At 60.8% G+C, this 2,379-nt stretch carries 3 protein-coding genes; 1 reads left to right on the top strand and 2 read right to left on the bottom strand.

Features of this window, described 5'->3' with window-relative positions:
• Positions 1–275: 275 nt before the first annotated feature.
• Together WBV42_RS06265 and WBV42_RS06260 are read right to left on the bottom strand one after the other, a co-directional pair.
• Complete coding sequence (locus tag WBV42_RS06265) at positions 276–866, bottom strand: DUF7090 family protein (RefSeq protein ID WP_423985263.1); 591 nt, start codon at positions 864–866, stop codon at positions 276–278.
• Between the two features lie 48 nt (positions 867–914).
• Positions 915–1,355 carry a hypothetical protein gene (locus WBV42_RS06260; RefSeq protein ID WP_066139708.1) on the bottom strand — a complete coding sequence of 147 codons (441 nt, stop codon included), beginning with the start codon at positions 1,353–1,355 and terminating at the stop codon, positions 915–917.
• A 156-nt stretch (positions 1,356–1,511) separates the two neighbouring features.
• Here WBV42_RS06260 and WBV42_RS06255 point away from each other — a divergent pair, with 156 nt between their 5' ends.
• On the top strand, positions 1,512–2,192 hold the full coding sequence (locus WBV42_RS06255; protein ID WP_423985262.1) for a class I SAM-dependent methyltransferase: 681 nt from the start codon (positions 1,512–1,514) through the stop codon (positions 2,190–2,192).
• Positions 2,193–2,379 lie beyond the last annotated feature (187 nt).

The following is a 2,379-nucleotide window of genomic DNA, read 5'->3' as shown; positions in this document are numbered from 1 at the left end:
GTCGTTGTAGAGCGCGAACGGCGATTGGCGCTCGGTCACGAGTACCCGCAGGACGAGCACCTCACCGTCCCGTTCACGTGCGATATCGACGGCGGTTCGGGTCAACTGCGCGGCGTTCGCGGGGTCGGCGATGGCGACGGCGATGCGATACTCACTCGTTCCCCCCATTTTCGAGATATACGGTGGCCGATGGCAAAAGCGTTAGCTCCCCGAGGAGGGGAGCGTTTCGAGTGGAGATAGGATTGGGTTGGCGATATCGCTGAACTCGACAGATATCAGTTCACTTTCGAGAAATCGGTGTCGACGTTTCCGTCCCGGTCCAAATCGACGACGGCGTCGAACAAGCCGAGGAATCGCTCGATTTGCACTTCGTCGTGGACGCCTTTCGAGAGGTGGAACAGGCCGACAGCGTCGTTCTCTTCGAGCAGTCCGAGGACTTGCTCGACCGTCTCGTACACCCGCTGTTCGTCGGCGTAGTATGCCATCTCCGTGATGGAGTCGAAGCTGATACGGCGTTTGCCGTCGGTTTCGGTCAGGAACGTTTCCGTAACCGAGAGGATGCCTTCGAGGTCGTCGGGGGCCGACACGTAATGGACGTCGTTCGTGCTTCGGCGGGAGTAGCCGCGTTCGATGCTCAGAGTGTCGAGGATGTCCGCTTTGCCCTCGTCCACGTCGTAGTGGTCGAGTTTCTGTTTTACCTCGCGGGCCGTGGTCCGTGTCGAGATAACGAGGAAGTGGTCGGTGTCAGTTTTCAGAAAATCGGTGTCGATTCGGTCGGTTTCACCGGTGCTCGGGTGTAGCAGAAGGACGCCTGTTCCGCCGGGTATCGAATCGGGCGTGTTCTCGATGTCGAGTTGGTAATCCATATGGTCCGGTAACTAGTGGCACCGACTTAAAATATGCGGGAATGGACGTCAGAACACGGTGTCGGCGGTGGCCGCCCCGACGACGCTGAAGACTGACCCGACGCTGACGGCTTTCGCCGTCGTGAACAGGACATCGGTGGACGTGTGACCGTCGAAGAGGCCGTCGTGGAGGAACGTCTCCGGCGCGGCGAACACGATTGCGAGGATAGCGACCGACCCGAAGGAGACGAGCATGAGCGAGATGAAGCGGGTCGGAATCCCGGCCACGTCCGCCTCGCGGTCCGGGTCGCGGTCGTGGTCCGCTTTGTAGAGTGCACCGTACCCGATTCCAAAGACGAGGCAGACGGTCGCGGCGGCGTGCATCAGCGACATCGTCGCTGCCACGTCCCACACCTCCTGTGTGACGACGAACGGACCAGCGAGGAGAAACCCACCGAGAATCTGCTGGGCCGTATCGGCGAAGGCGTATCGTTTTCTCGAACCGACCATATCGCTCGAAACGGAGTCGAGAAATAAAGCGCTGGCCGTTCGGATCGCCGTGTTTTCCGGTCGATACGCTTCCGACTCAGTGCGTTCCGAACTCGATGTGGCTCGAACTCGGCACGTTCCGAACCCGTTTTGTCGGGGACGCCCGTTCTCCCGTGCATGAGTGTCCGCGAGGAGTTCGACGATTGGGCGGCGGACGGCCGCGACAAAGGGATGGAAGACCGCCACTGGCACACGGCGAAATACGCACTCGCTCGCATGCCGGTCGAGGAAGGCGACAAGGTACTCGATTTGGGGTGCGGGAGTGGGTACGCCGGGCGCGCACTGCGCGAGACGAAAGGCGCGGGACGGGTGTACGGCCTCGACGGATCGCCAGAGATGGCGCGGAACGCGTACGGGTACACGGACGATTCCGCCGTGTCGTACCTCGTCGGCGACTTCGACCACCTGCCGTTCGCGGACGACAGCGTGGACCACGTCTTCACCATGGAGGCGTTCTACTACGCGAATAATCCCCACGAGATGCTTCGGGAAATTCGGCGGATTCTGCGCCCCGGTGGGACCGTCTTCTGTGCGGTGAACTACTACGAGGAGAACGTCCACTCCCACGAGTGGCAGGACTCGATAGCCGTCGAGATGACGCGCTGGAGCGCCGTGGAGTATCGAGACGCGTTCCGTGACGCGGGACTGTACGTCGCCGAGCAGGACAACATCCCGGACCGGGAAATCGATATTCCCGAGGAACCCGAATTCCCGACCGACAGCTGGGAGACGCGCGAGGCGATGGTCGAACGCTACCGTGAGTTCGGCACCCTGTTAACGGTCGGCGTCGCGCCCTGAACCCCTTCATTTCCGGTCGAAGTTCGAGACGACTCGATTCGTCGTTCGCATTTCTCGCCGGAAACGAAGTCGTTTCGAAGCGAACGGTCAGCAACGGTACACATAAATTCGGTCCGTAACGGCGAACCTGTCTAAACACATCGTCGGTCGTCGCGCGAAGAATCCCGCTTCCGGAGGATTTAACCAA

It is taken from the genome of Haladaptatus sp. (assembly GCF_049589095.1).
In the GTDB taxonomy this organism is placed as follows: Archaea; Halobacteriota; Halobacteria; order Halobacteriales; family Haladaptataceae; genus Haladaptatus.
The sequence above is the reverse complement of the archived record's forward strand: the minus strand, read 5'-3'. Positions and strand labels throughout refer to the sequence as shown.

Excerpts from the sequence above, each read along its gene's own strand:
- WBV42_RS06255 (WP_423985262.1), top strand. The coding sequence starts at position 1,512 with ATGAGTGTCCGCGAGGAGTTCGACGATTGGGCGGCGGACGGCCGCGAC.
- WBV42_RS06265 (WP_423985263.1), bottom strand. The coding sequence starts at position 866 with ATGGATTACCAACTCGACATCGAGAACACGCCCGATTCGATACCCGGC.
- WBV42_RS06260 (WP_066139708.1), bottom strand. The coding sequence starts at position 1,355 with ATGGTCGGTTCGAGAAAACGATACGCCTTCGCCGATACGGCCCAGCAG.